We start from the raw sequence: 21183 nt of genomic DNA on the forward strand, positions 1-21183 counted from the left end.
AACCATGCGTGATAGCTCTCCCTCGCCATCAGTGCATCCCGTCAGCGTTCAATCGGTGCACCTTCGCTATGGCGCCCTGGAAGTGCTGCGCGGCGTGTCACTTGATATCCATGCCGCTGAAGGGGTTGTTCTGCTGGGTGCCAATGGGTCCGGAAAATCGACTTTGATGCGCACCCTGAACCGGCTCGCCCGCCCGCAAAGCGGCGACATCCTGATTAACGGCGACTCAGTGGTCAAGGCACGAACGCCAGCGCTTCGTAAAATACGCCGACACATGGGATATGTATTTCAGCAGTTCAACCTGGTCAGTCAACTCAGCGTGTTCCAGAACGTCCTGATGGGCAAGATGGGTGCTCACCGGTTCGGGTTACTTAACTGCATTGCGTCCACCGCATCGCACGCCGATCGCGAATACGCCATGGCGTGCCTCGAGCGGGTCGGCATGGCAGAACGCGCCGCGCAGCGGCCGACGGAACTCTCTGGGGGGCAGCAGCAGCGGGTCGCAATTGCCAGGATGCTGATGCAGTCGCCTTCACTGGTGATTGCTGATGAACCGATTGCCAGCCTGGACCCTCGCGGCGGACGTGAAGTCCTTGATCTGCTGTGGGAAATTGTCCGCGAAAATAATCTGGCCATGCTTTGCACCCTGCACCAGTTGGACCTGGCGCGTCACTACGCTGACCGTATCGTGGGCATCAAAAACGGAGTGACCGTTCTCGATGCCACCGTCGAGAAGATCAATGACGCCGACCTGAGCCATCTGTATGACGACTCGACAACTGCCTTGACCTCATCGGATACCCCCACATCATGACAACCGACAACAAGCACATGCCCAAGCGCTGGCGTAGCCCCTCCCCCCTTGTCTGGATACTCGGGGTTGGATTTATGGCCTTTTTCATTCAGGGCGTCATCGCCGCCGAGATTACTATTGACCGCCTGGTGCGCGGAGCAAGCAACATTGTCCGCTTTCTCGGCCAGGCACTGCCTCCCGATTTCAGCAGAACCGGCAGCATCGGATGGTCAATGCTTGAAACCCTCAACATCGCCGTGGTTGGGGTGACGGTTGGCTGCATCTTATCGGTGCCGCTGGCCCTGCTCGCTGCCCGCAACACCTCGCCCAACCGCCTGGTTCATGTGGTGGCACGGTTTATCATTTCAGTATCACGCACCATTCCTGACTTGATCTGGGCGCTTATTTTTGTGGTCACCGTCGGCCTTGGGCCGCTCGCTGGCATACTTGCCATCATCATGGACACCATTGGCTTTGCTGCGCGCTTCTTTTCAGAACGTTTTGAAGAAGTCAGCGATGGCCCATCCAACGCTCTGACCGCCACCGGTGCAGGACGCCTATCGGTCATATTCGGGGCGATTATTCCGGAAAGCTTTGCTTCGATGACGGCGGTGTCGTTGTTCAGCGTCGAAAAGGCGATTCGCTCAGCCGTTACCCTTGGCTTGGTGGGCGCGGGCGGCATCGGTGTCGAGCTGTCAACCGCCATGCGCCTGTTCCGCTACGACGATGCAGCCGCTATCATCCTGATTATCCTGGTGGCCGTGATTGGCTTTGAACAAATTTCATCGGCGATTCGCCGGCGCATCATAGGCGACCAGAACCCAGTCGGGTAAATGACCGGTATTCAGCGTTTCAGCCGCGAAGCGGTAGGTCAACGGCCTCTTGTTCTTCGAGTACCTGCCGTTCGTGTTCGAGTCACTGCCGACGCTGGGTGCGGATGACAATCTGGCTAGACTGTTAGTGCAAACCGAATGGCCTGAGCCCTTTTCCCCAAGGGCAACCCGACCTTGCGGACCATGACCTCTGTGATTAAAGCGACCGGCATTCACTTCCTCGACCTGACGCATCACGCCCCCTGGGTGATCCGGAAAGCCTGGTAAGGCTTAGCATCTTCAGCCCCTCTTGCCGGACGGCGTTGAGTGGCCGGGGCTCGAAGCTCTTGGCATAGCGGGGTATGGTGCTCACTCACACTTATCAAGGAGTCATCATGAGCGAAGAAAACGCCTACGTTCCGCCCCGGATCTGGCAGTGGGAGCAGCCCAGCGGCGGTGCCTTTGCCAGTATCAACCGTCCCGTCTCCGGCCCCACCCACGACGCGGCGCTGCCGGTCGGCAAGCATCCGCTGCAGCTCTATTCCATGGGCACACCCAACGGCGTCAAGGTCACGGTGATGCTGGAGGAACTGCTGGCCCTGGGCCACACCGCCGCTGAGTACGATGCCTGGCTGATTCGCATCAGCGAGGGGGATCAGTTCGGAAGCGGCTTCGTTAAGGCGAACCCCAATTCCAAGATTCCCGCGCTGATGGATCACGCCACCTCGCCGCCCACTCGGGTGTTCGAATCGGGGGCGATCCTGTTTTATCTGGCGGAAAGGTTCGGTGAGTTGTTGCCAAGCGACCACGTCGAGCGCACCGAGGCCCTCAATTGGCTGTTCTGGCAGATGGGTAGCGCTCCGTATCTGGGCGGCGGGTTCGGGCATTTCTATGCCTATGCGCCAGAAAAACTTGAATACCCCATCAATCGCTTCGCCATGGAGGTCAAGCGTCAACTTGACGTGTTGGACCGCCGGCTAGCCGAGAGTCGCTATCTTGGAGGCGGGGATTACACCATCGCCGATATCGCCAACTGGGCCTGGTACGGTCAGCTGGCACTAGGCAGGCTATACGACGCCGGTGAGTTTCTTCAGGTGCAGGAGTATCGACACGTGCAGCGCTGGGCCAGCGAGATAGATGCTCGCCCGGCGGTTGAGCGCGGACGCATGGTCAACCGCACCTTTGGCGAGCCGGAGACTCAGCTTCATGAGCGCCATGACGCGCGTGACTTTGAGACGCAGACCCAGGACAAGATCGATCCCGCAAGAACTGAGTAGATTGAGCTCAGTTGATGGCAGTGATGATCACCGGGGCCAGGCCCCGGTTAAGGATGCCCAGCTCACGGGCGGCGCGCTTGGACAGATCGATGATGCGCCCCTTCACGAAGGGACCGCGGTCGTTGATCACGACGGTCACCTCGTGACCGGTGTCCGGTCGAGTCACCACTACCTCGGTGCCGAAGGGTAGTTCGGGGTGGGCGGCGGTCAGCTGGTTCTGGTCGAAGGGCTCGCCGCTGGCGGTGGTACGGCCATGAAACTTGTCGTGGTAGAAGGAAGCGATGCCTTTCTGAGTCTCTGCCTCATGGGCCATGACTGCCTGGGTACCGAGAATCATTGCGCCTGACAGGCAGCAGGCAAAAAACAATTTCGACAGGGTTCCCATGGGGTTACCTCACAGTTAACGTAATGCGGATCATGCATGTTGCAATGCAATAAGATGCCATTGTTTTGCATGGTACCCGGCCGTTGAACCGGCGGCAACCCCTGGCTGACGATCGACGAAGATCGGTGCAAGATCGCGATAATTCTCTAATAGAGCATTGCCATCGCCGCGATGGGACCCCGCAAGTCAGCGATACTCATCCCATTACCGTCAAACGAGAGCCTTCGATAACGCCGGTGGCCCCGTAGCGCCAGGGGCGATTTTGCAGGCCATGGCCCACCGGTAGGCCGTGGTAGAGCTGTACTCCCAGGGGGGCCAGGGTCTCGGCGATGATCGCCTCCAGCGGCGTGTCATCGAAGGCGCGACAACCCTCGAAGGTGCCCAGGCATACGGCACCGGCCTCATCCAGGGCACCGGCCTCGACCAGCTGCCAGAGGGCGCGCTCTAGGCGGTAGTAGGGCTCGCCGATATCCTCGAGGATCACTAGCGCGCCAGCCGGTGCCCGAAAGGCAAGTGGGGTGCCAGCCAGGCTGGCCAGGGTAACGAGATTCCCGCCCACCAGCGGCCCCTCCTGCCGCCCCGGGACTGCGCCCAGGGGGACAAGGGGATAATCGAGGCGTGTTGGGCCGCGGATCAGGGCGAGGGTCTCATCGAACTGGGCGCGCACGATGTTGCTCTCCTCCGAGGGGGGCTGGAGCAGCTGTCCGGCGGCCTTGGCCACGGGGCCGTGGATCGCCGGCAGCCCCCGAAGATGGTATTGATGAAGTAGAGCGGTAAGATCGGAGTAGCCGATCAGCGGTTTGGGGCGGTGAGCCAGTCGCGCCCAGTCGATATGCTCCGCTAACTGTGCACAGCCGAAGCCGCCGCGCACTGCCCACACCGCTTGGGTGTCGGGATCTTCGTGGGCCGCATGAAGCTGGGCCAGGCGCCATTCTCGATCGCCCGCCAGATAGCGGGTCCGTCGTTGCAGCAGCGCAGGCCGGCGCACCTCGACGCCCAGCGACTCGAGCCCTTGCACACCCTGCTCGATGGCGTCTTCCGGAGTGAAGGAGGAGGGGGTAATCAGGCTGATGGTGAGAGGCATGGCGTCACGATCCTGTGGCGAGCGAAGGCCCCAAGGATGGCATGCCGCGCCACCGCGCGCATCCGGCGGGGCATTAACAAAGACGCCCCGTCCGGTAAGCCGGACGGGGCGTGGGGGGATGGCACGCGGCTGCGACGGCGCGTGTCAGTGCCGCTGGTATTCCTCTTCCGCAAACAGCTCGGCCTTGGCATTGCGCATGACGTCCTCGCAGGCGGCCTGTTGGGCCAACTGGGTAAGCAGGTTCTGTGTCACGGCAAAGCCCTTGCCCATGCAGGTATCTATCTCGTCCCGACTTACTGCGGGTGAGACGTCGCAGTCGATCTTCAGGGTCCTGCCGCCGCCGTCGAGCCGGTTGGCGAACTCTCTCAGCTGCCAGGCGATTCGCTCTTTCCAGCTGGCTGATTCATCCGCGCCTTCGTTTACGCTAAACGTGCACCGCCATTCAGGTTTGTAGACCTTCATGTGAACCTCCGTGCTGGCTTGGAATGAATGATCGATCGTGTATTCTGCTCCGTACTGAGGGTATTGCGCCTTCAGCATACCGGTTTCGCCCCGCCACTGCAGTTATTGCGCAGTGACTTTTCGTCCCCACTGTCAGGAGAGTGTCCATGGCAAGTATCTTCAGTCGTATCATGCGGGGAGAGATCCCGGGCCATTTCGTCCATGAAGACGATCAGTGCGTGGTTATCATGACCATTCAGCCGATGAAGCCCGGTCATGTGCTGGTGATTCCCCGCGACGAGATCGACCACTGGGATGACCTTCCCGAGGCTCTCTACGTTCACCTGATGGGCGTCTCTCGGTGGATGGCCAAAGCGATCAAGCGCGCTTTCCCCTGCAAGCGGGTAGGGATGCTGGTGGTAGGGCTGGAGGTTCCCCATGTGCATATTCATCTGACGCCGCTCGATACGATGGAGGATATTCGGGTGTTAGGGCTCGAGATGGCACCTGCCGAGGAGTTGGCCTCCGCCGCCGAGAAGATTCGCGCGGTCCTAAAATGAGCGCGTCGGGTTATGCCGGATGCGTCAAAATACGCAAACGGGAGGCGGGATGAGAGGATGCGCTGAGAATAAACGGGCAGTCCGGACGGGACGTTTGGTGCTGGCGGCGGGGCTGAGCCTGCTGGTAAGCGGCTGCGCGATGATGGCGCCGTCGCCCCCGCAAGACCAGAGCAATATCTGCGAGATCTTCCGCGAACAACCGAAGTGGTATGACTACGCCCGGGCATCCGAGCAGGCGTGGGGCACGCCTATCGCCACCCAATTGGCTTTCATCCAGCAGGAATCTTCCTTCCAGAGCCACGTGCGCCCGCCGCGAAAAAGGTACCTGGGATTCATCCCGGGGCCGAGGCCCTCCTCGGCGCGGGGCTATGCCCAGGCGCTGGATCCGGTGTGGGGAGAGTATCGCGATGACGCCGGCAGTATGCTGGCCCGGCGGTCCCACATGAAGCATGCCACCGACTTCATCGGCTGGTACAACGAGCGCACGCATCGGCAGACGGGCATCTCCCTGCATAATCCGGAGCATCTCTACCTGGCCTACCATGAGGGGGCTGGCGGCTATCAGCGGGGGACCTGGCGCAGCAAGCCCGCCGTGCAGCGGGTGGCCAGCCGGGTCGCTGCCCGTACCAGCCGCTACCAGTCACAGCTGTCGTCCTGCGAGGCCGAGTTCCAGTGCCGGCGCTTTTACCAGTTCGGGCCCTTCTGCGGGACCTGACGAGTCGGCCAGGCCGTTATGTCCGTTAACGTACAGATAACCCTTCCGTCCTGTCTTCATACTGTGGATAGCGCATGCGTCCGGCGATTTCCGTGAACGTCTTGTGGGCCTCTATGCCCGGGCTATCCATCATCCAACAGGACCGACCACATGGTACAGAAACCCAAACCCGTTAATCTTGCCCTCCAGGGTGGCGGTGCGCATGGCGCTTTCACCTGGGGAGTTCTGGATCGCATTCTTGAAGACGGGCGCTTGCGAATCGCCGGGGTGTCGGGCACGTCGGCGGGGGCGATGAACGCGGTGGCGATGGCCGATGGTTTCACACGGGATGGCCCCGAGGGCGGGCGCGCGGCCCTTGAGAATTTTTGGCGATGTATGGGTGATGGTGCGAAGAATAGCCCGCTGAAACGCATGCCCTATGACGTTCTGATCGGCAACTGGGGGCTGGAGAACAATCCTCTTTATCACGCGTTGGATGCGCTTTCCCGCGTGGCTTCGCCCTATCAGCTGAACCCCATGAATATGAACCCATTGCGCGACATGGTGGAGAAATGCATCGATTTTGACATGGTGCGTAAATGCACGGCGTTCAAACTTTTCGTTTCGGCCACCAACGTGGAGAGCGGCAACGTCAAGGTCTTCCCGCGAGAGGAAATGACGGTGGATATGCTGATGGCCTCGGCCTGTCTGCCCCATCTCTACCAAGCGGTCGAGATCGACGGCGTGCCCTATTGGGACGGCGGCTATATGGGGAATCCGGCGCTGTTTCCCTTTCATGCCGAGAACGATACCAATGATATCGTGGTGATTCAGATCAATCCGATCGAGCGCAAGGGGGCGCCACGGAATTCTCAGGACATACAGAATCGGATGAACGAGATCAGTTTCAACAGCAGCCTGCTCAAGGAACTGCGCGGTATCGACTTCGTCGACCGGCTTATCCGCCAGGGTAAGCTATCGGCCGATGAATACCGTCAAGTGCGGGTGCACGTCGTGGAAAACCAGGCGGAGCTGAAACCGCTTGGGGCTTCATCGAAGATGAATGTCGAATGGGAGTTTCTTACCAAGCTTCGCGATCTCGGTCGCGATACCGTCACAGGCTGGCTGGATGAGAACTTTGCCGCCATCGGCGAGCGTTCAACGGTTGACCTTCGTCAGATGTTTCAGGGTCTCGGTGCCCAGCACCAGGGTTAGGGATTCCTGCTGCCTAAGTCGATCGAGGCACTGATCACGTCTCGATAGTTGCGGATCCGCTGCACGAAGTGCACCGGCTCGTAGCCGCGCGCGTAGCCGTAGCGGGTGCGGGGGTAGTAGCGCTTGTCCGCTTTCAGCGGCAGAATTTCCTGCATGTCCTCCCAGGAGTCCGGGTTCTTGCCGAGTTCCCGGGCCAGCTCCCGGGCGTCCAGCACATGGCCGCGGCCGATGTTGTAGCTGGCCAGGGCCAGGAAGGTGCGGTCGGGCTCGGGGATCGCCTCGGGCAGCCGCTGATGGCGGTCGGCCAGGTAGCGCGCCCCGGCATCGATTGCCTGGGTTGGGTCCAGGCGGTCCGATACTCCCAGCGACGAGGCGGTGTTACGGGTCAGCATCATGATGCCACGCACGCCGGTGGGCGAGACCGCCTGGGGGTTCCAGTGGGACTCCTGGTAGGACAGTGCTGCCAGCAGGTCGGCGGGAATGCCAGTGGAGCGTTCCGCCATGAGGAAGAGCTCCAGGAAGTCGGGCAGCCGCTCATCGATGCGTTGGTTGAGCGCCCGCAGGTCAACAAAATCGAACTCGTCGATATAGCCGTAGTAGCGGTTCTCCACGGCCTCGATAGTCGCTTCTGCCTCTGCGGTGCTGCGCCACTCATGGGTCTGCTCGGCCAGGGCACTCTGGTCGGCGGCAAGATACCAGCCCAGCCAATCACCGCTGGTCAGGTTCAGAGCGACCTCCAGGGAGGGATAGTGGCGTCGCACGACCTGCACGATGTTGGAATCGGCCAGTGTGCAGTCGAGTTCCTGCTCGGCCACGGCGGCCAGCAGCATCTCGGTGGTACGTGGGTCTTCCTCGAAGGTGATGCCGCTGTGGTCGTTGACCAGCGAAGTGAGCTTATCGGCATAGCTGGAGTCCGCCGTGACGCGAATCTCCACCTCGGCCATCTGCTCCACGCTACGCGGCAGCGGCCGTGCCTCCCGGTGGCAGACCAGCTGCTCGACAATGGCGGAGTGCGCCGGCCCCGGCAGGAAGCGCTCGCTGCGGGAAGGCAGGTGGGTCAGGCCGGCGGCGGCCATGTGGACTTCACCCTCTTCCAGCGCCTGGAGCACCTCGGCGACGGCATCATGCACTATCCACTCGACCTGCCAGCCCCGCGACTCGGCGAAGTGGCTCACCAGATCGTGCTCGGGGCCAGTGGGGGCCTCGTCACGATCCAGGTACCAGGTGGTGGCCGCGTTGCGCGTGGCGACCTTGAGCGTGCCGCTCTCCCCGGGAGGGGCGAGACGTGGTGCTTCCTGGCCGCAGCCGGCGAGCAGCAGGCCGGCCAGACCGAGAGAAGAGAACAACAGGGTCAGGGATGTCTTGGCATCTCGCATGGACAAGGTTGAGTCTCCTGCGGGGTTATAAAATCACCCTACCAGCTCGATGGCAGCGCTCTTCAACGCAACCTGTCGGTGAGCCGCGTCCCTCCGAGGCTCATCTGCCCTGCACGGTGGCATCTAGCGTCACTTGATCTCTCGCCACCCCTCGTGGGCGCAGCTGCCGCAGCGATAGAACGCTTCAAAGCCGCCATCGGCACTTTCGCGGATCGAGCCCTTCTGGAAATTGAAGCTGCGCAGCGAGCAGACCGGACAGCGTTCAACGTCGTCTCGCGGGGCCCGTGGGGCCTGGCTGGGCTTGTCGGCATGGGGGTCGGGCCGCGCTGGGCGCTCCGCCATAAGCCGATCGAGATCGGTAGAGAGTTCGGCGGCGAGGCCGCGAGCTTCTCCCTCCCTGTCCCTGCCGGCCATGTCGGCCATGTCGGCCAGCTCGGTGATTCGTGCCTTGAGGGATGTCAGCCGTGACGTGGTGTCGGCCATCGCGGGCCCTCCCGAAGGTCGTTCGTGGTTATCCCCTTGAGCATAGTCCCAAGCGGCTCAGAGCATGGCATCGGCCTGGATAGCCATTATGATCGTCAACTGATCCCGCAGTTCGTCGGCCACCGGCTCAGCCTGTTCCAGAATCTCGTGGATACGATTGAAGTGAAGCAGGCGCACGCCCTCGGCTTCGGGCTTGAGGTAGAGGTGTGGGCGCCGATGTTCCAGCGCCTGACGGATCAGCGACTGCTGCATGATGCTGAAGGTCTTGAACAACAGATCGGTGATGCCGGGTTCGGACTCGGGGTCCGGATGGCGGCTGCCCGAGACATCTACCGCGATCACCAGATCCATGTCGTCGAGCAGCAGATTATAGGGCAGGGGGTTCGAGGTGCCACCGTCGATCAGCAGCTGCTCGTCGCGGTGCACCGGCGAGAATAGCCCCGGTACGGCTATGCTGGCCTCGATGGCCGGGAAGAGTTGGCCATCGTTGATCGCTACGCTGTCGCCTGTCCAGTAGTCGGTGGTCACCACTGTCAGCGGGATATTGAGTTCGTCGAATCGGCTCACCTCGGTATGGCCTGCCAGGAAGCGCAGGAAGCCACCTGAATCCAGCAGCCCGCCATTGCTAAGGTCGACCTGTAGCAGGTCGACCAGGCCCAGTTCCGTGCCGGCAAGCCCCGAGAGAGCGTCGAGCGGAGAGCCGGCAACGTCGTCGAAGATATCAAGAATTTCCTCGGCGGAGAGTCCCGCTGCGTAGAGCCAACCGATCACTGCGCCGATGCTGGTGCCGACGATGTGATCGGGAACAATATCAAGCTCGTCGAAGACCTGCAGCATGGCGATATGGGCCAGGCCATTGGCCCCGCCGGAGCCCAGTACCAGACCGATGGTCGGTCGCGGCGCGGATTCCTCGGCGGACAGCGGGATGGGCAGCAGCAGGGCAAGGCACAGGAACAAGGCGGCCAGCGGCCGGGTGGCGGCAGGTGGCGAAGGGATCATCAAACTCTCCTGATGGCAGGGTGGCTGGTCGATACTATGTCACAGCCACGGGGCGTCGCCCACGCTTTGCCAGGGCGCGGCCTTGCCAGAGCGGGGGCTCGGAGCCATGGTTGTTGAAGAGCCCCCTCACCTCGAGTCTGCCATGGCCGTTCCTACTCCTCGTACTCCGCCGCCTGAGCCTGGCCCCGATCCCCGGCAGCCGCCGACCAACGGGCAGGAACCTCCCTCTGGAAACCCTCGCCAGCAGTGGCTGCTGTTCGTGTGGATGGCCTTTGTGATTCTGGTGATGTTTCAGTACCTGGATGGCACCCAGCGGCAGGCTCGAGTCGAGCTGACCTATTCCGATTTCCTCGAAGCGGTGGACGCCGGGCACGTCGACGAAGTGACGCTGCGCGGCCAGTCCCTCGAGGGGCGGTTCAGTGATTCCGGCCGGCTGGACCTCGACCTTGGCGAGGCCGAGGCCTTCTCGACCACCCGTCCGGACGTCGAGAGTGAACGCCTGCTGGAGCGACTGGAGAGTCACGGGGTGCGGATCGCGGCGCGGCCAACGGATCCCGTCATGTGGCAGCGGCTGCTGGCCGGCGTGGTGCCCTGGCTGCTGATGCTCGCGCTGCTGTTCTGGTTCTGGAACCGCATGCAGGAGCGCCTCGGCTCAGGGGGCGGCACCTTTGGTATGGGGAGGTCCCGGGCCCGCTTGGTGGAGCCCGAGAAGAGCCAGGTGAGGCTGGCCGACGTGGCAGGCTCCGAGAATGCCAAGCGCGATATCCTTGAGGTGATCGAGTTTCTCAAGGAGCCCGCGCGTTTCCAGGCGCTGGGTGCGCGCATTCCGAGGGGCATCCTGATGATGGGTCCGCCGGGCACCGGCAAGACCCTGATGGCCAGGGCGGTGGCTGGCGAAGCCGGGGTGCCCTTCTTCAGCATTAGCGGCTCCGAGTTCATCGAGATGTTCGTGGGCGTGGGCGCCTCCCGGGTACGCGACCTGTTCCGCCAGGCCAAGGAGAAGGCGCCTTCGGTGGTGTTCATCGACGAGATTGACTCCATTGGCCGCACTCGAGGCACCGGGGTGGGGGGAGGCCACGACGAGCGTGAGCAGACCCTCAACCAGATCCTCGCCGAACTGGACGGTTTCGAAGGCCACGAGTCGGTGGTGGTGCTGGCCGCCACCAACCGTCCCGACGTGTTGGACCCGGCGCTGCTGCGTCCGGGCCGCTTTGACCGCAAGGTCACTCTGGAGAATCCCCACCGCCAGGCCCGCGAGGCGATCCTCAAGGTGCATACCCGGCGCATGCCGTTGGCCGCCGACGTCGACCTGGCGCGGCTGGCTGAGATCACCATCGGCTTCTCGGGCGCGGACCTGGCCAACCTGGCCAACGAGTCGGCGCTGCTGGCCGGACGGCGCGGCCGGGCCGATCTGGATTGGCGCTGCTTCGTCGACGCCAGGGATAGGGTGATGCTGGGCGAAGAGCGCGACATGGGGCTCTCCGAGTGGCAGCGACACGTGGTTGCCTATCACGAGGCGGGCCATGCGCTGCTGGCCCACCTGCTGCCCTACGCCGACCGCCTGGAGAAGGTCTCGGTACTACCCCGGGGACGCACCCTGGGCGTTACCGCCCAGGTGCCCGACGAAGAGCGCGTCAACTATACCGAGTCCTACCTGCATGACCGTCTGACGGTGATGTTTGGTGGCCGACTGGCCGAGTCGATCGTTTTTGGTGAGGTGAGCAGCGGGGCGGAAAACGATCTGGAGCAGGCGACTCATTTGGCGCGGCGCATGGTGGCGCGCTGGGGCATGAGTGAGCGCATCGGGCCGGTAGCGCTCTCCCAGGGCCAGGAACATGCCTTCCTGGGACGCGAGATGACCCAGATGCGCGAGCATAGCGAAGCAACTGCCAGCCTGGTAGACGCAGAGATTCGCCGGCTGCTCGGCGAGATGGAAGTTCGGGGCCGCCGGCTGTTGGAGCAGCACCGGATAGCGCTGGACAGCCTCGCCGAGGCGCTGGAAGCGCACGAGACCCTGGAGGGCGAGGCGATCCGCGAGGTGCTCGAGGCCTCCGATGCCCCTCGGCTGCCGATGCGGGTCTGAGAGGCGAGGACGCCCTTCATGAGAATGCCCGGACGCAAGCGCCGGGCATTCATTATCAGGAGGCGGGCTCATCCGCCCAGCCAACGCTCTCGTTAGTCGCCCGGCCCACACTCCATGCAGCGTTCGGTGATCGCCGGGCCCAGCTGTAGGCTGGCGTTGAGGTCGCGCAGGCCGCTGCGCAGGCCTTCCTCCAGCACCGGGTGGTACCAGGGCATGGAAAGCATCTGGTTGACGCTGAGCTTTTGTTCCAGGGCCCAGGACAGCAGGTGTGCCATATGCTCCATTCGCGGGCCGAACAGCTCGGCGCCGAGGAACTGACCGGAGCCGTGCTCAGCGTAGAGCCGCATCAGGCCGCGGTTCTGACGCATCACTACGGCGCGTCCCTGGTCCTCGAAGGAAGCCTCGCCAACGGCCAGGCAATCGCAGCCGCCCAGACGTTTCTCCAGCTCGGCATAACCGTCGCCCACGGTGGCCATCTGGGGGTCGGTGAAGACGATGGCCAGCGGCACATTGCGCTGCCCGGCGCGCAGCTCGGGGAAGCGCCCGGCGTTGTCACCGGCGATGCGTCCTTCGCTGTTCGCCTCGTGCAATAGCGGTAGTTCCAGGTTGGCATCGCCGGCGATGAACACATGGCTGGGGCGGTCATCGTCGTTGCGACACTGCAGGGTGAAACGGTTGAAGCGCGGAACGCCCTTGTCATCCAGCGCCAGGCCCGAGTGCTCCAAGCCCAGCCGGTCCACATTGGGGCGCCTGCCGGTGGCGGCCAGCAGATAGTCGAAGCGCTCGGTGAGCGTGCGGCCGCTATCGCGTTCGACGAAAGTTATCACCACGGCGTCCCCGTCGCGGTCGATGTGTTCTACCTTGGCGTCCGGGTCGACGTAAAACTCCTCGTTGAAGGTAGCGTCGGCGCTGTCGCGCACTGTCGCGTCCTTGAAGGGCCCCAGGGCGCCGCCTACGCCGAATACTCGCAGCCGCACGCCCAGGCGATGCAAGGCCTGGCCCAACTCCAGGCCGATCACCCCGGGGCCGAACACCGCGACCGATTCGGGCAGCTCGTCCCACTCGAAGACGTCGTCGTTGGTTACCAGCCGCTCGCCGGCGGCATCGAACATGCTGGGCCAGGTGGGGCGCGAGCCGGTGGAAATAACGATAGTGCGCGCCGTTACCCAGGTGTGGTCGCCCACTGTCAGGGTGTTGGGGGTCTCGAATCGGGCGTGGCCCGTAATGCGGTCTTCCTCGGGGATGCGCTGCATTGACTTGAGCACCCTGCTCACGAAGCTATCGCGCTCCTGCTTGACCCGCGCCATTACTGCGGCGCCATCGACAACGACCCCGCTTATCTTGATGCCGAAGCCGCCGGCGTCGCGGGCCTGGTGGGCGGCCTCGGCGGCGGCGATCAGCAGCTTGGAGGGCATGCAGCCCACCCGAGCACAGGTGGTGCCGTACTCACCCCCCTCGATCAGTACCACGCTGTCGCTGTGCTTGCGGGCGGCGTGCCAGGCACTCAGGCCAGCGCTGCCGGCGCCGATGATGGCGATATCGACCTCACGTTGCTGCATCAGGCTCTCCTCTCTGCGTCATCATTTCGTCTCGGTGCATCCACTATGGCACAGGGTGGGGTTGTGCCGAGGATACGCAACGGTGGCGTCTTGACGCAGGACAAGCCGGGCTGGGGTCAAGCGGCCAGGCGCAGGCCAAAGCCGATCAACAGTGAGCCGAAGGTCCAACGCTGCAGCCTCGCTTTCAGGGGGCTGCCCGTGACCCAGCGCTGCAGGGCGGCGCCAAGGGTGGCGTAACCGGCATCGAATAGCAGACCCATGGCCACCAGCAGGGTCCCGAGGAGGGCGAACTGCAGCAGCACGGGGCCCTGGGCCGGTTGGACGAACTGTGGCAACAGCACCGAGCAGAACAGCAGCGACTTGGGGTTGAGCAGGTTGGTGAGAAGCCCTCGACGCCAAGCCAGCCGGTGGCTTGTCGATAGTGGCACTTCCCGGCCCGGGGCGTCTGGTGTCCGCCCTGGGGGTGTGCGCAGCAACTGCAGGCCGATCCAGCTCAGGTAGGCGGCCCCCGCGTAGCGCACGACGTCAAACGTCCAGGGGGCGGTGACGAACAGCGTGGCCAGCCCCAAGGCCGCCAGGACCACATGTAGCCCTCTTGCCACGGCAAGGCCGACGGCGGTGGCCAGCGCCCTGGAGCGTCCCTGGAGGCTGCCGGTCTGCAGCACCAGCAGCATGTCTGGGCCTGGCAGCAGGTAGACCGCGGCCAGGGCAGCGATAAATAGCCAAAGCTCCATGGGATGCCTCCTGCCGTAGAACGGCGTGTGAGAGATGGCGCGTAAGTCGTGGCATCATTTTAGCGCCGCAATCACGGGCAGGTCCTTGCAAAATCGGTCAATCGACAGGGTATAGTTGGTATTTTGTGCCAATGCATAAGCTTAAGGTGGTGCCTCATGCCAAAAAGACGGCTCGATGTCATCGACCGCCGCATCCTGGCCGCTCTGCAACGCGACGCCCGGCTGACCAACGTGCAACTGGCCGAGGAGGTGAATCTATCGCCATCGCCCTGCCTGCGCCGGGTACGCCAGTTGGAGGCGGAGGGGCTGATTCGCGGCTATCACGCCGAGCTGGATCGTGGCGGTGTGGGTTTCGGCCTCACCGTCTTCGTCGGCATCAAGGTGGAGCGCCACCACGAGACCCAGGCCAACGCGTTCCGCGAGGCGGTTGTCGCCCTGCCGGAGGTGGTTTCGGCGCATCTGGTGTCGGGAGAGTCGGATTTCCTGCTGCAGGTAGTCGTGCCGGACCTGGCGGCCTACGAGCACTTCCTTACCGGGATCCTGCTGAGGCTGCCCGGGGTCACCGACATTCGCAGCAACTTCGCTATCCAGACCGTCAAGGCGCACGGATCGCTGCCGGTGGAGCGCCTGGGTGTTACCGAAGAGCGCTCGGTGGAAGAGACGCGTCGCCCATGACTCGATTGCGTCCGGCATCCTTGGCGCCATAGAGGGCAGCATCGGCCCGCTCCAGGGCCTCTTCGGCGGTCTCGTCGTCGCCTATCCGTGCCACGCCGACACTGGTGGTGACGGGTACCCGCTGGTGATTGTGGTCTGGGAAATGGTGCTGCTCCACGGCCTGGCGAATGCGCTCTGCCACGTCGTGAGCTCGATGGATATCGGCGTTGACCAGCAGGATGACGAATTCCTCGCCGCCGTAGCGAGCGACGCAATCTTCAGCTCGGGTCTGGCTGGCCAGCACCCGGGCAAACTCAGTGAGCACCGTGTCCCCCACGGAGTGACCGTGGCTGTCGTTGATACGCTTGAAGTGGTCGATGTCCATCATGAGGACCGCGCAGTCGGGCAGTTGGCCTCCCGAGTGCTCCTCTCGACGCCAAGCCTGGAGCTTGTCCAGATGAAGCTTCAGCGCTCCGCGGTTGAACAGGCCCGTGAGAGGATCATGGGTCGCCTGGCGGTAGACCCGCATCAGCAGGCTCAGTTGGAAATGGTTGGCCGTCAGCGAGACCACTAGCAGGCTGGTCAGCAGCCACAGTCCCTCCAAGCCCGCCGGGGTAAACCAGCTGCCGTCTACTGTCTGGGCATAGACCAGCAGCCAGAGCATCACGATCCCCGCGGCCAGCGACTCTACGATGGTGAGCGGGAAAATGCTGAGAGCGGCGACTAGCAGGAAGGGAATAAAGGCGTAGCCGGCCAGGCGCTCGGCCTCGCCGGGTGGCAATAACATCAGCACCATTGCATAGAAGGCCGCTGGAAGGACCAGCAGTAGGCTCGCGCTGAGGCGGATGCGACCGATCTTTTCACGGCTGAACTTGGCAAGCAGCAGCGTGCCGACTAGCCCAGCCATCAGGAATGCTCGTCCCGCCAGTGTTGTGCCAAGTAGCTCCCTGGGCAGCATCACAACGTCTACCAGGGCCCAAAGCGGAGAGAGCAATACGAAGATAAGCCCCACTGCCAGCACGCGGTTGCGCAGGTATTGGGCGTGGGAGTAGGCGAAGTCCAACGAGTGATGGCGACTACTGAAAGTATCGCGTATCGAGGTCAGATTAGCGCTTAATTCACCACCGGCACGCGGTGCGCTAAGGGGAGGGCTGGTCGATTGGCGTCGCTCTTCTGACATGGGGGGTGATCCTTCGTCGCTCGAGTGAGTCATGGGCACAGGAACTCGTCTTGACCCCGCAGTAGCCGGGTGATGTGTAGTGAAAACACCGAGGATGATAGCAGGTTGCCCCAGGTAGGCCGCGAGCCTAGCGGTTTCATCAGCGCGCCGAGCGTCTTTCTGCTATGATGCAAGCCTTATTTTTTCGCTTACCCGGCCCTCGGCCGTTCGGCCTTCGCTGCCGCTTGTCATCGCTATATGTCGCTCGCTGTTTCCGGCCCCTTATTCGTCTGCAGGATGTTCCCTTGTCTGATCCCACCCCCGATGCCGCTTTCGCCTCGCTGCCGCTGGCGCCGGAACTCCTGGCCAACCTCGCGTCGCTTGGCTTCGATGCCATGACGCCGATCCAGTCCGAGAGCCTGCCGCCGATCCTGGCCGGTCGCGACGTAATCGCCCAGGCAAAGACTGGCTCCGGCAAGACCGCGGCCTTTGGCTTGGGGCTGCTCTCGCGGCTTACCCTGTCGAGCTTTGCAGTACAAGGGCTGGTACTTTGCCCGACCAGAGAATTGGCCGACCAGGTGGCCGGCGAGCTTCGCCGGCTTGCGCGTGGCCTGCCTAACGTCAAGGTGCTGACCCTCTGCGGCGGTGCTCCCTTCGGCCCTCAGCTTTCCTCCCTGGCCCATGGCGCCCATCTCGTGGTGGGCACACCGGGCCGAGTTGAAGAGCATCTGCGCAAGGGCTCGCTGACGCTGGGCCGGCTCGAGATCCTGGTGCTAGACGAGGCCGACCGCATGCTCGACATGGGCTTCCAGGCGAGTCTCGAGGCGATCGTTGCCGAGACCCCGTCCCGCCGCCAGACGCTGCTGTTCAGTGCGACCTTCTCCGACGCCGTGCGACCCGTGGCCGGGGCGCTGATGCGCGACCCGGTGACGGTAGAGGTGGCCGAGGCCCACGACGCCAGCAGCATTCATGAACGGGTCTACCGCGTCGCCGCCGGCGACGAAGCCCGCCTGGAGGGGCTGTGCCGCCTGCTGCTGCACTTTCGCCCGACATCCAGCGTGGTGTTCTGCAACACCAAGCGCGAGACCGATGAGGTGGCCCAGGCGCTCGACGCGGCGGGCTTCAGCGCCCTGGCGCTGCACGGCGACCTGGAGCAGGCCGACCGGGATCGGCTGCTGGTGCTGTTCGCCAACCGCAGCGCCTCGATCCTGGTGGCCACCGACGTGGCGGCTCGAGGGCTCGACATCGCCGAGTTGGACGCGGTATTCAACTACCAGATCGCCCGTGACCTGGAGGTGCACGTGCACCGGGTCGGGCGTACCGGACGTGCTGGCAGTGCGGGCATCGCCTGCACTCTGGTCGGCGAAGGCGAAGATTACCGGCTGGCGCGCCTGACCGACTTTCTCGGCGAGCCCCTTGAGGAGGCCACGTTGCCACCTCGCGCGGTGCTCGGCCGCGAGCCCCAGGAGCCGCCCATGGCGACCCTGCAGATCGGCGCCGGCAAGAAGCAGAAAGTGCGCCCCGGGGATATCCTTGGCGCCCTGACCGGCGAGGCGGGCCTGGCCGGAGACCAGGTGGGCAGGATCAAGGTGCTGGCCAACAGCGCCTACGTGGCCGTTCAGCGCGAGGTGGCCGCCCAGGCCCTGGAACGACTGATCAACGGCGGAATCAAGGGGCGCAGTTTCCGCGCCCGGCGCGTCAGCCATTGAGGCGCATCGGCGAACCCCAGAGGAACAGATGAAGATACCCAAGCGATTACAGCCGCTGGTGGACGACGGCCTGATCGAGGCGGTCGAAAGCCAGCTGATGAGCGGAAAAGAGGCTCAGGTCTACGTGGTGCTCTCCCATGGGGAGCGGCGCTGCGCGAAGATCTTCAAGGAGGCGAAACAGCGCAGCTTCAAGCAGGCCGTGCAGTATCAGGAGGGCCGCCGTGAGCGCAACAGCCGCCGCTCGCGGGCCATGGCCAAGAAGACACGCTTCGGTCAGAAGGAGCAGGAGCAGGCCTGGCTAAATGCCGAGGTCGATGCTCTCTACCGGCTGGCGGCGGCGGACGTGCGGGTGCCCAAGCCCTACGGGTTCATCGACGGCGTGCTGCTGATGGAGATGATCTCCGACGCAGACGGCCTCACCGCCCCGCGCCTTGATGAGGTGACCCTGAGCGCCGAGCAGGCCCGCGAGTACTACGCCAAGATCATCAGCGACGTGGTGAAGATGCTGTGTGCTGGCCTGGTCCACGGCGACCTCTCCGAGTTCAACGTGCTGCTGGCCGCCGACGGACCGGTGATCATTGACCTGCCCCAGGCGGTCGATGCCGCCGGCAACAACAGCGCAGAGATGATGTTTGAGCGCGACGTGGACAACATGCGCCGCTACTTTGGCCGCTTCGCCCCCGAGCTCTTGGCCACTGATTACGGCAAGGAAATCTGGGCGCTCTATGAGGCGGGTGAACTCCACCCGGAGAGCATACTGACCGGCTGCTTTGTGCATGACACCGCGACTGTGGATGTCGACGACCTGATGACGGTGATCGACGACGTACGCGATGAGGAGACCTACCGCCAGGCGGCGCTCAACCGCGGCGATGAGCCCGGGGTCGAGGAGGCCGCCGAAGAGTGGCGTGAGTCACAGCGGGAGCGCTGAGTCGGACGAGGAGACCATCGGTGCGACTGCAACACACCGCCTGGAAAGCCAGGCCTGCCGACTGAGTTTCTAGAATGCCACCCCGGAAACCCGCCCACCGGCGGGTTTCTGCTATCTTGGCGTGCCATCTTACACGACTGCGCACCCTACCCAAGGAGGTCGCCATGCCCACTGTCACCATTCAAGGAGTCCATCGATGAAACCGTCTTACAGGGCCTGGATCCAGGGGCACCTTGAAGAAATCTTCACGGCAATTCTCGCCGCTTTCTTTACCGCGCTGATGTTTCGCGTGGGGCTGGGCATGCTCTTCTCGATCATCAGTGGCCTGGTCATTGCCTATCTGATCCGCCTGGTGGCGGTGCCTTGGGCAGTGCGGGCACTCAAGCGCCGCCTTCCCTGGCTGGATGAGGCTCAGGATGCCACGACGCTCCGCTGAGCGTGTCTCGTCTCCCACTCCCGTTTCCCGCTGTCTGGACTAGGCTTGTCCAGGCGGGTCCTCGTTTGGCCCGCGCTGTCAATCGGCGGCGAATGCCGCCCTGCATGCCATCGCGGAATGGCGAAGGAGAGAACGATGAACAAGCGGATCTGCGCCCTGGCGCTGGGGCTTGCCGGCAGTGCACTGCTGGCGGCTCCAGCGATGGCGGAATTGGAGCGCGTCCCGGCGACCGAGGGTGCCGAGGTTTATCTCATCTCGCCGGAAGACGGGGCGACCCTGCCCGGGCCGGTGACTGTGCGCATGGGCCTCAAGGGTATGGGCGTGGCCCCTGCGGGTGCCAACCTCCCCGACACGGGCCACCACCACTTGCTGGTGAACATGCCGCTGGAGGACTTGGATCTGGACGCACCGCTGCCCTTTACCGATCACACCCGCCACTTCGGCGGCGGTCAGACCGAGGGCAGCCTGGCGCTTGAATCGGGGGAGTACACCCTGCAGCTGCTGTTCATGGATTATCGCCACGTCAGCTTCGACCCTCCGCTGGTCTCCGACGTCATCAGCATCACGGTGGAGTAGTACGGCCGGCCGTCAGGCGCCGCGGAGGCGGTTGACGGCCATCACACCCAAGGCGCCGGCCAGGGCGGTGCCGATCACTACCAGTGAACCAGCAAGGCTTTCCATCAGCGACGGCGCCATCAGCATCACGCCCCCCAGTGCCAGCATCACCATGCCTCCGATCAGCTTCAGCACACGGCCGTGAGTCTCCTGCATGCGGCCGATGCGCAGGGTGACGATGGCTACTGCCAGCACCAGAATTTCGTCGAGCAGGTAAACCAGCAGCGAGACTTGCCAGCGGGCAGCAGGGCTCACGGTCACAGGCATGACGGTCAGTGCCTCGACATCACCGCGGAGGCCGGGTGGCGATCCCGCCGCAGGCAGGCGAACATCCACAGGAACACCGGCACGTTCATCAGCAGGCCATAGAGCAGCGGTACCAGGCCAATGGCCGGCTGCTGCAACACCACGAAGGCCACCATCATCGCCACACCGGCGTTCTGAACACCCACCTCCACGGTGATGGCGCGCACGCTATCGTTGGGCAGCTGCAGCCGCCGGGCCACGCCGTGACCGAGCAGCATGCTCAGCAGGCATAGCATCAGCACGGCGAGAGTCTCGAGGCTGATCAGGGCCGGCAGCCGCGCGGCATGGCTTGCGAAGAGCGCCACCACCACCGAAATCATGGCTACCCCTGTAAACACCTTGACCCCGGGCAGTGCCACCTCAAGCCAGCGTGATGGCAGAGTCCGACGCACCAGCATGCCGGCCAGCACCGGCAGCAGGGTGACCGTCAGCAACTGGCCGACGGTTTGCCAGTAGGGCAGTGAGAGCCCGCCTGTGGTCAGACCCAGCAGTTCGAGGTTCCAGCCCATGATCAGCGGCAGGGTAAAGGGAGCCAGCACGGCGGCGATAGCGGTCAGTGTCACCGACAGGGCCAGGTCGCCCTGTACCAGATAGCTGAACATGTTGGAGGTGGCTCCGCCTGGCACCAGTGACACCAGCAGCAGTCCGGCCGCCGCCAGTGGTGGCAGAGGCAGCAGCAGTACCAATGCCCAGGCGAGCAGCGGCAGCGCCAGCATCTGCAGGCCGGTGCCGAGCAGCACCCGGCGAGGATGGCGGCGGGTGCGAGCGAAGTCGGCCCCGGTCAGGCTAAGGCCCATGGCCAGCATCACGCTGGCCAGCACCCAGGGCAGGGCCACCTGAGATAACCAGGCTGCGGACATGCTTTCTCCTTGCAGGCA

The 21183-nt window shown here is 63.7% G+C and carries 23 protein-coding genes; 12 read left to right on the forward strand and 11 right to left on the reverse strand.

The features are described 5' to 3' along the window. Positions 1-4 precede the first annotated feature (4 nt). From phnC to yghU, 3 genes are all read left to right on the forward strand, one after another. On the forward strand, positions 5-814 hold the full coding sequence (phnC, locus tag ACFODV_RS03550) for a phosphonate ABC transporter ATP-binding protein (RefSeq protein ID WP_379754767.1): 810 nt from the start codon (positions 5-7) through the stop codon (positions 812-814). Then, the gene (gene phnE / locus ACFODV_RS03555; RefSeq protein WP_379754771.1) at positions 811-1626 is read left to right on the forward strand and encodes a phosphonate ABC transporter, permease protein PhnE; all 816 of its coding nucleotides are present in this window, start codon (positions 811-813) and stop codon (positions 1624-1626) included. Before phnC ends, phnE begins: the two co-directional genes overlap by 4 nt. Positions 1627-2000: 374 nt before the next feature. Next, entirely contained in the window at positions 2001-2882 is an 882-nt protein-coding gene (yghU, locus tag ACFODV_RS03560) for a glutathione-dependent disulfide-bond oxidoreductase (RefSeq protein ID WP_379754775.1), read from the forward strand. 7 nt (positions 2883-2889) lie between these two features. On the opposite strand, the gene ACFODV_RS03565 is transcribed toward yghU, so the two are convergent. The 3 genes from ACFODV_RS03565 to ACFODV_RS03575 form a co-directional block, all read right to left on the reverse strand. Further along, positions 2890-3219: a septal ring lytic transglycosylase RlpA family protein gene (locus ACFODV_RS03565; RefSeq protein ID WP_379755576.1), complete on the reverse strand. Its 330-nt coding sequence runs from the start codon at positions 3217-3219 to the stop codon at positions 2890-2892. Between the two features lie 244 nt (positions 3220-3463). Then, positions 3464-4351: a S66 peptidase family protein gene (locus ACFODV_RS03570; RefSeq protein ID WP_379754778.1), complete on the reverse strand. Its 888-nt coding sequence runs from the start codon at positions 4349-4351 to the stop codon at positions 3464-3466. Between the two features lie 144 nt (positions 4352-4495). Beyond that, positions 4496-4813 (reverse strand): hypothetical protein, encoded by a 318-nt coding sequence (locus ACFODV_RS03575; RefSeq protein ID WP_379755579.1) that lies wholly within the window; start codon positions 4811-4813, stop codon positions 4496-4498. 146 nt (positions 4814-4959) lie between these two features. Here ACFODV_RS03575 and ACFODV_RS03580 point away from each other — a divergent pair, with 146 nt between their 5' ends. The 3 genes from ACFODV_RS03580 (at position 4960) to ACFODV_RS03590 (ending at position 7261) form a co-directional block, all read left to right on the forward strand. Next, the gene (locus ACFODV_RS03580; RefSeq protein WP_379754781.1) at positions 4960-5352 is read left to right on the forward strand and encodes an HIT family protein; all 393 of its coding nucleotides are present in this window, start codon (positions 4960-4962) and stop codon (positions 5350-5352) included. Between the two features lie 49 nt (positions 5353-5401). After that, positions 5402-6067 (forward strand): transglycosylase SLT domain-containing protein, encoded by a 666-nt coding sequence (locus ACFODV_RS03585; RefSeq protein ID WP_379754784.1) that lies wholly within the window; start codon positions 5402-5404, stop codon positions 6065-6067. A gap of 150 nt (positions 6068-6217) precedes the next feature. Then, on the forward strand, positions 6218-7261 hold the full coding sequence (locus ACFODV_RS03590; RefSeq protein WP_379754787.1) for a patatin-like phospholipase family protein: 1044 nt from the start codon (positions 6218-6220) through the stop codon (positions 7259-7261). Here the strand turns inward: ACFODV_RS03590 and mltF are convergent. The 3 genes from mltF to ACFODV_RS03605 form a co-directional block, all read right to left on the reverse strand. Next, positions 7258-8637: a membrane-bound lytic murein transglycosylase MltF gene (gene mltF, locus ACFODV_RS03595; protein ID WP_379755582.1), complete on the reverse strand. Its 1380-nt coding sequence runs from the start codon at positions 8635-8637 to the stop codon at positions 7258-7260. The genes ACFODV_RS03590 and mltF overlap by 4 nt on opposite strands. A 129-nt stretch (positions 8638-8766) precedes the next feature. Next, on the reverse strand, positions 8767-9120 hold the full coding sequence (locus ACFODV_RS03600) for a hypothetical protein (RefSeq protein ID WP_379754790.1): 354 nt from the start codon (positions 9118-9120) through the stop codon (positions 8767-8769). A 57-nt stretch (positions 9121-9177) separates the two neighbouring features. After that, positions 9178-10119, reverse strand: coding sequence for a patatin-like phospholipase family protein (locus tag ACFODV_RS03605; protein ID WP_379754793.1), 942 nt, complete (start codon positions 10117-10119; stop codon positions 9178-9180). Between the two features lie 142 nt (positions 10120-10261). On the opposite strand from ACFODV_RS03605, the gene ftsH reads away from it, so the two are divergent. After that, a complete protein-coding gene (ftsH, locus tag ACFODV_RS03610) occupies positions 10262-12202 on the forward strand; it encodes an ATP-dependent zinc metalloprotease FtsH (RefSeq protein ID WP_379754796.1) in 1941 nt (646 codons plus the stop codon). A gap of 92 nt (positions 12203-12294) precedes the next feature. Here the strand turns inward: ftsH and ACFODV_RS03615 are convergent, their stop codons facing one another. Together ACFODV_RS03615 and ACFODV_RS03620 are read right to left on the reverse strand one after the other, a co-directional pair. Further along, the gene (locus tag ACFODV_RS03615; protein ID WP_379754799.1) at positions 12295-13761 is read right to left on the reverse strand and encodes a dihydrolipoyl dehydrogenase; all 1467 of its coding nucleotides are present in this window, start codon (positions 13759-13761) and stop codon (positions 12295-12297) included. Positions 13762-13877: 116 nt separating this feature from the next. Continuing rightward, complete coding sequence (locus ACFODV_RS03620) at positions 13878-14495, reverse strand: LysE family translocator (RefSeq protein ID WP_379754801.1); 618 nt, start codon at positions 14493-14495, stop codon at positions 13878-13880. Between the two features lie 156 nt (positions 14496-14651). Between ACFODV_RS03620 and ACFODV_RS03625 the strand changes: the two genes are divergently transcribed. Next, positions 14652-15170: an Lrp/AsnC family transcriptional regulator gene (locus ACFODV_RS03625; protein WP_379754803.1), complete on the forward strand. Its 519-nt coding sequence runs from the start codon at positions 14652-14654 to the stop codon at positions 15168-15170. On the opposite strand, the gene ACFODV_RS03630 is transcribed toward ACFODV_RS03625, so the two are convergent. After that, positions 15130-16329: a GGDEF domain-containing protein gene (locus tag ACFODV_RS03630; RefSeq protein ID WP_379754806.1), complete on the reverse strand. Its 1200-nt coding sequence runs from the start codon at positions 16327-16329 to the stop codon at positions 15130-15132. The genes ACFODV_RS03625 and ACFODV_RS03630 overlap by 41 nt on opposite strands. Before the next feature lie 284 nt (positions 16330-16613). Between ACFODV_RS03630 and dbpA the strand changes: the two genes are divergently transcribed. The 4 genes from dbpA (at position 16614) to ACFODV_RS03650 (ending at position 19960) form a co-directional block, all read left to right on the forward strand. Beyond that, complete coding sequence (gene dbpA / locus ACFODV_RS03635; protein ID WP_379754809.1) at positions 16614-18017, forward strand: ATP-dependent RNA helicase DbpA; 1404 nt, start codon at positions 16614-16616, stop codon at positions 18015-18017. Positions 18018-18045: 28 nt separating this feature from the next. After that, positions 18046-18948: a PA4780 family RIO1-like protein kinase gene (locus ACFODV_RS03640; protein ID WP_379754812.1), complete on the forward strand. Its 903-nt coding sequence runs from the start codon at positions 18046-18048 to the stop codon at positions 18946-18948. Between the two features lie 196 nt (positions 18949-19144). Further along, positions 19145-19384: a hypothetical protein gene (locus ACFODV_RS03645; RefSeq protein ID WP_379754815.1), complete on the forward strand. Its 240-nt coding sequence runs from the start codon at positions 19145-19147 to the stop codon at positions 19382-19384. Between the two features lie 135 nt (positions 19385-19519). Continuing rightward, positions 19520-19960 carry a DUF4399 domain-containing protein gene (locus ACFODV_RS03650; RefSeq protein WP_379754818.1) on the forward strand — a complete coding sequence of 147 codons (441 nt, stop codon included), beginning with the start codon at positions 19520-19522 and terminating at the stop codon, positions 19958-19960. A 12-nt stretch (positions 19961-19972) separates the two neighbouring features. On the opposite strand, the gene ACFODV_RS03655 is transcribed toward ACFODV_RS03650, so the two are convergent. Together ACFODV_RS03655 and ACFODV_RS03660 are read right to left on the reverse strand one after the other, a co-directional pair. Continuing rightward, the gene (locus tag ACFODV_RS03655; RefSeq protein WP_379754821.1) at positions 19973-20266 is read right to left on the reverse strand and encodes a hypothetical protein; all 294 of its coding nucleotides are present in this window, start codon (positions 20264-20266) and stop codon (positions 19973-19975) included. 5 nt (positions 20267-20271) lie between these two features. Further along, the gene (locus ACFODV_RS03660) at positions 20272-21165 is read right to left on the reverse strand and encodes a bile acid:sodium symporter family protein (RefSeq protein WP_379754824.1); all 894 of its coding nucleotides are present in this window, start codon (positions 21163-21165) and stop codon (positions 20272-20274) included. Positions 21166-21183 lie beyond the last annotated feature (18 nt).

Origin of the sequence: Halomonas tibetensis, from assembly GCF_042643535.1 — a bacterium.
Lineage (GTDB): Bacteria > Pseudomonadota > Gammaproteobacteria > Pseudomonadales > Halomonadaceae > Halomonas > Halomonas tibetensis.